Genomic DNA, 6,187 nt, shown 5'->3' with positions numbered 1-6,187 from the left:
TCGGTCATGACTCCGTACTTTCTCGGATTCCTCTGCATACGCCCCTTTCCATTCCCCGTGGAATAACGATGGTTACTACCCCCCTTCTATCCCGACAATGTGCCTAACTCTGAAAGCAAGGTGGTTCTTCAGGTCATGGCTACTCAATCTTCTCTTCGCTCTGACAGCATGGAACTCTTGATGGCATACAAGCAGAATCCATCTGTTGCCCTCCGTAATCGGCTCGTACGTTTGAATGCTGGACTCGTTCGCAAAATTGCTCATCAAATTTGCCACAAGTGCTCTGAACCCTACGAAGACCTGGAGCAGATTGGCTACCTCGGCTTAATTCGGGCGATCGAGCGATTCAATCCTGGCCAGGGCTGTGCCTTTAGCTCGTTTGCGGTTCCCTACATTCGCGGCGAAATGCTGCACTTCCTGCGCGATCGCGGTAACTCTGTTAAAGTTCCCCGCCGTTTGCAGGATCTCGACAAAGAAGGGCAGCGGGTGCGGACAGAGTTAACCAAGCTCCTAGGTAGAACGCCCGAAGACAACGAAATTGCAGAGCGGCTCGGTGTCTCCGCCTGCGAGTGGCGCGAAGTGAAGCTGGCAATGCGAAACCGCATGCCCCTGAGTCTAGATGCCACAATTTCCCACCAGACCGACTCGCCGATGACGCTGGGCGAAACCCTGCCCGATATGCACTACCAAACGCTCCAAAAGCTCGAAGAAGACCGCCAGCAGCTGCAGCGTGCTCTTAACCAGCTCGAAGAGAAAACCAGAGCCGCGATCGAGTTTGTCTTTTTCAGCGATTTGTCCCGCAAAGAAGTTGCAGAGCGAATCGGAGTCAGCCCAATGACTGTCACCCGCCGTATTCATCGCGGTTTAGAGCAAATGCTCACCTTCTTACAGCCCCAAACCCTGCAAACCGATCCCTAAGTTTTCGCGTCTCGTCTCCCTAAATGTCCATATCTCCTTGAGCTAGGGCGATTGTCAACCGATCGCCTTTTTTCATGCCAAAAATTCCTTATCTCCCCATGCCCCATGCCCCTATCCCCCCTTCACTCTTCACCCTTGCAGTAATCTAGAAGAAGAAACCTACCTTATCCCCAAACGCTATGCCTCCCCGTTGGTCGCGCAAACCCGATCGCAAAGATGCTGACTACCGCAAGCTGGACGATCGCATGAATTTTGCAGTTCACGTCGCTTCCTTTATTGCCGTTAACTCCGGTGTATGGTTTGTTCACAACCTGCAGCAGGCAGACTGGGAGTGGATTAGCTGGCTCACTGGGCTATGGGGACTTGTCCTAGCGGCACATGCAATTTATATCTTCACAATTGCAGATTACTCAGAGGCGACACCTGCGCCAACCTTGAGTAAAAAAGAGTAAATCAATACCAATAATCAAAACAGGAACAGAACAATGGCATACGCAACCACCAACGAAGCGATCGAAAAACTCGCTGCGGCGATCGGCGAAAACGTTTACATCGACGTGGCAAAGTGGCATCTCTATCTGCGTGATGCTCACCTACATACTGTTCTGGCAGAGCAGCTTTATCCTCAGATGCAGGATGGCAACCTCCAGGAAAATCAGGTTCTTGATTTGCTGAAGAAAGTCCCTGTGAGACTGGGCGGCGGCAAGCTCGAAGTTCCCCTTTCAGAACTGCTGCCAATGCAGTCACAGGTGCATCTGATGGATGTCCTGGAAGAGTATCAGCGCGAGATGTAACCTGACAGTGATTCTCCAACGATAAAATCCACGGATCTAGCTTGGGGTTAACAACATTAACTCCAACATTAACTCCAGTTCTAACAAAGTCGTTTTCGTTGCAAGTCACAAGACGCAGGAAGTTTTTCAGGACGATCGCGCCAAGGAGCGAGTCTATCTCAGGAAGCGATCGTCCCAGCCATTCAGGTCGTTCAACCCACTCTCCCACGGCAGCATTGTCACAACTTCGATCGCCCTAAGATTGCCATAATACCGTCCTAATACTGACTGCCCGATTTGCGGTGCTGCACGGCGGTGACTCCATTGGATTCCAGCAGTTTTCCGTCTTCGACCAACGCGTAGACGAGCCAGTGATCGCCGCATTCCATTCGATCCTGCACCCGGCATTCAAGATAGGCAAGGGCTTCGTCTAATACCAAGCAGCCATTGTTTGCCGGATGGGTGGCAATTTCGGCAAAGCGATCGTTGCTGGCGGCAGTTCGCTGAAAATAGCGCCTGAGGTTACGCCCTTCTTTGAGAATGTTGAGGACAAAGGAACCGCCGAGCTGTGCTGCGTCTTCGTTGTCTTCTTTGCTGATGGCGATCGTCAATCCGGGAGGGCTAAACGTTGCCTGAGACACCCAGGAAGTCAGCATTCCGCGATTGACTCCGTTTTCCTGCGTGGTTAATACACAAAGCGATCCGGTAATGCGTCCGACTGCATGTCCGGTGCGATCGCTCTGGGATTCGGCAGCAAGCTGACGAGGGGCGCGAATCTTTCTTGTTTTCCGAAGTGCCTGGACAAACTCGCCTCCGGCGGCTTCACCCTGTTTTAGAGTGGCTTCGGTGGGTTTGAACTTAACGCGAATTGGCTCAAATCCGAAGCGGAACCCTGCGTCTTGCAGCTTTGTTTCTAGCAGGTCGATCGCCTCACCGCTCCAACCGTAGGAGCCAAATATCCCTGTGAGTTTGGTCTTGGTAGCAGTAGAGAGGGCAATGCCCAGCGCAGTCTGAATTTGAGTCGGGGCGTGTCCTCCCAGGGTGGGCGAACCAAAGATAAAGCCGTCACACTGCTCCAGAGCGGCTGCGATTTCAGCGGGATCAGTAAACTCGCAGTTGATTGACTGCACCGAAGCACCAGCCTGAATCATGCCCTGGGCGATCGCATTTGCGAGGGTTGCGGTGTTGCCATAGGCAGAGGCATAGAGCAGAGCTACGTTGAGATCCTGAGTTTTTTGCTGTTCACACCATTGGCGGTAGTCAAACGTAAAGCGGCTGAGGCTGTAGCGCACTAAGGGACCGTGACCGGGCGCATAGATCTTGGCGCGAATCTCTGAAAGCTTATCGAGGGCAGCTTCAACTTGCTTTGCCTGGGCTGCATGAATGCAGTCGAAATAATAGCGGCGGTCTTCGTCAAGCTGTTTCCAGTTCTCATCAAAGACAGCATCATCGCAGACATGCGCCCCGAATAGCTTGTCCGTGTACAAAATGCGACTTGCCGGATCGAAAACGCAAAGTCCGTCGGGATGGCGCGGCGTGGGAGTGGGAATGAGCTGAAGCTGATGCCCTTGCCCCAGGTCGATCGTCTCTTCCACGTTTGCCAGAATGATTCGTAAATCCAGATTGGGAAGTGCCGATCGCAGCGCGACTTCTGCCGCACGGGTGCAGACAAAGGTAATTTGCGGAGCCGTTTCGACATTGAGCAGTGCTTTGAGGGTGGCGCAGCGATTTGAGTTAACGTGCCCTAAAATCACATAGTCAATCTTTTGCAGATAGACGTGGTGCGCCAGTTCTTCAATAAAAATCTCTGTGAACGATTCACCAGGCGGGTCGATTAACGCGATTTTGTCTGCCTGGATCAGGTAAGAATTTGCCGTCGTTCCCTTTTGACGAGCATACTCCACCTCAAACTTGAGCCGATCCCAGGTGCGCGATCGTAAGACCAGCGTCTGCGCTCCGATTTCGGCAACTTGAACGTCACGGGGTTTGATGTCTGTCATAGGGGGAGGATAGAAAGGGACTGGAAAACTAGACGGTCGGCAAAACTAATCAGAGCACTGCTCAGATATCGAAGCGGGAGGGATGCGGGAGCTTTTACCGCGCCATCTTTTCACGACTGCACTTAATTTTGTCAAAACTGAGGCTGCTCTAATTCTCGATGATGATTGGCGTGATGATTCGTGCGAGTTGGCACATCAGTCATTTCTTCTTCGATCGCCGCTGCCACCGCCAGTTCTCTTGTTCGTCGCGCAGAAAGCACCTGTTCCGGATCGATGCCTTCAAACGTAGGAGGCAGCCAGACGCGAATCACCAGCAGCATACCCAGCACCAGTAGAAACGCGCAGGAAGCCGCAATCTGTGTCCAGGGAGTTTCGAGGACGCCTCGCACAATCACTTCTCGCAAAATGGAGACGATCGACACTTCAACCGCGACCCCAATCGACACGCGCTGTTCTTGCAGGTAAATAATCAGTAGCCGGAACAGCTCAACCAGAATGAGGAGAAACAAAATATCGGCAGTGACGGCAGTAAAGTCCAGCGGCGGCAGCAGCGACAGCACCATTTCTCGAAGCTGGATCACCATGAAGCTGAATAAGCCGATACAGAGTGAAATCACAATCAAATCTTGGACGGCTTCCAGGGCGCGGACGATGTAGTGACGCTTAATCCAGTTGTAGCGATCGGTTGTGGAACTCATAGCATTCTGCATCGGTTTTCTGTTCCATCAAGATTTCCTCCCTAGCTTACCTTCAAGTTAACTTATCTATAAATAGCTTAATGTTCAAAAAAGCTGATTAATTGAATTAACGTTTTACTGAAGGGTAATGCAGAACAGTTCCAGGATTGGGAGCCAGAAAGGGAAATAGAGGAGGCGATGCAAAACCTTTAATACTGCTCCGATCGCCCCTCATCTACGTGAATATGATCGTTGCCCCAATCTACTGTGCTTAATAGCTGTGCCTAGTAGTGGTTGCCGACCTTGCGGTGGTGAATTGCAGTCAAGCCATCGACCCTAGATACGCGACCTGCCTGAATCGTGCTGTAGACAATCCAGTGATCGCTGCATTCCATGCGGCTAACCACTTCGCATTCCAAATAGGCTAGCGACTCTGCCAGGATCGGCGAACCGTTGGTGGCAGGATAGGTCTTGACACCGGCAAAGCGATCGGCTCCGGGAGCAAACCGCTTGAGAAAATGCTTCATCAGGGTTTGATAGTTGCCTTCTTCCAGCACGTTCAGCACAAATCGATCGCCTACGTGCATAAAGGATTCGATTGCCCGGTCTTTTGCAACTGCGATCGACACGCCAGGAGGCTTCAGGCTTGCCTGTGCCACCCAGGATGCCAGCATCGCGCTGGAGATGTCGCCCTTTTGTGCCGTGATGATATAGAGTCCGCCGCTGAGCCGCCCCAGTGCTTTATCCAGATCGTTGTCGAGAGCCTTCATTTGCTTGACGGTGCGATCGCGGGTGAGCCACTGTCCCAGGTCGGTTCCGGCTTCGACGCAGAGCTGAAAGGTGCTGTCGTTCGGCGTTTCTTTGATCAAAATCGGCGGAAACGCTTCTCGCACCCCCACTTCTCGAAAGCGATTGCGAAGCGGATAGACCGACTCATCCTCGCCGCCGCCTGTTTCAAACAAGCCCACGACCTGCTTGGAGTTCACGGCTGCCAGGATCGTACCCAGTGCCGCTTCCGTGCTGCCGATCGAGCGACCTGGCTGAGGTGGCATCCCGATCACAATGCCCGATGCTAGACCGATCGTTTCAGTAATGTCGTGCGGCTCAGCCGTGCACAGATCAATCAGCTCGACGCCCACGCCTGTTTTCTGGATGCCCTGACCGATTGCCTGGGCTAGCTCGTCGCTGTAGCCGTAGTCCACTACATAGAAAATGGCAACCATTGTTTCGGCTTTTGCCTGTGCCTGGCTCCATTCGCGGTAGCGGTTCACCAGTTCTGAAATGTGGTGCTTTAGCAGGGGGCCGTGTCCGGTGGCGATCGTCTCGATGGTTGGAAGGTTGCCCATGCGCTTCAGGGCTGCCAGTACCGAGCGGGCATTTGGACCCATGAGGCAGTCGTAGTAAAGCTTATAGTCTGCCTCCAGCAGCTCCAGGTCTTCGTCGTAGCTGTAGTCGTCGCAGTAGTGCATCCCAAACACATCGCAGGTGTAGAGAGTGCTGGTTTTGTGGTCGAAGGTCAGAATGGTGTCGGGCCAGTGGAGGTTAGGTGCAGAAACGAACTCCAGCTCGTGCCCATTGCCCAGATCCAGCCGCTCGCCGCTTTTTACCTGGAGCCGCTCAAAGGGAGAATGTACCAGATCTTCAAGAAATTGAATGGCTACCTTGGAACCGACGATGGTAATGTGAGGCGCAAGCTGGAGCAGGTCTTTGATCAGACCGCTGTGGTCGGGCTCAGTATGGCTGACAACTAAATAGTCAATCTGTTGGGGATCGATCAGCCCGGTCAGGGTATCAAAGTAAAGCTCGCGAAATTTCTCGT

Annotated in this window: 6 protein-coding genes; 3 read left to right on the top strand and 3 right to left on the bottom strand. The window is 52.8% G+C overall.

Annotation, left to right across the window (positions count from 1 at the left end; all coding sequences use genetic code 11):
- Positions 1–135: 135 nt before the first annotated feature.
- From H6F80_RS23410 to H6F80_RS23400, 3 genes are all read left to right on the top strand, one after another.
- Positions 136–918, top strand: coding sequence for an RNA polymerase sigma factor SigF (locus H6F80_RS23410; protein ID WP_190793930.1), 783 nt, complete (start codon positions 136–138; stop codon positions 916–918).
- A 179-nt stretch (positions 919–1,097) separates the two neighbouring features.
- Positions 1,098–1,370, top strand: a complete 273-nt coding sequence (locus H6F80_RS23405) for a 2TM domain-containing protein (RefSeq protein ID WP_190793929.1) — start codon at positions 1,098–1,100, stop codon at positions 1,368–1,370.
- Between the two features lie 33 nt (positions 1,371–1,403).
- Complete coding sequence (locus H6F80_RS23400) at positions 1,404–1,712, top strand: DUF3181 family protein (RefSeq protein WP_190793928.1); 309 nt, start codon at positions 1,404–1,406, stop codon at positions 1,710–1,712.
- Positions 1,713–1,969: 257 nt separating this feature from the next.
- Here the strand turns inward: H6F80_RS23400 and H6F80_RS23395 are convergent, their stop codons facing one another.
- The 3 genes from H6F80_RS23395 to H6F80_RS23385 form a co-directional block, all read right to left on the bottom strand.
- Positions 1,970–3,691 (bottom strand): diflavin flavoprotein, encoded by a 1,722-nt coding sequence (locus H6F80_RS23395; RefSeq protein WP_190793927.1) that lies wholly within the window; start codon positions 3,689–3,691, stop codon positions 1,970–1,972.
- Between the two features lie 131 nt (positions 3,692–3,822).
- Positions 3,823–4,389: a phosphate-starvation-inducible PsiE family protein gene (locus H6F80_RS23390; protein ID WP_518523638.1), complete on the bottom strand. Its 567-nt coding sequence runs from the start codon at positions 4,387–4,389 to the stop codon at positions 3,823–3,825.
- A gap of 263 nt (positions 4,390–4,652) precedes the next feature.
- Positions 4,653–6,187: diflavin flavoprotein (locus H6F80_RS23385; RefSeq protein ID WP_190793925.1), on the bottom strand; the 1,535-nt coding region annotated here is incomplete at its 5' end.

Origin of the sequence: Leptolyngbya sp. FACHB-711 (genome assembly GCF_014695615.1) — a bacterium.
In the GTDB taxonomy this organism is placed as follows: Bacteria; Cyanobacteriota; Cyanobacteriia; order Elainellales; family Elainellaceae; genus Leptolyngbya_A.
Note: the sequence above shows the minus strand (reverse complement) of the source record. Positions and strands in the feature narration are given on the sequence as shown.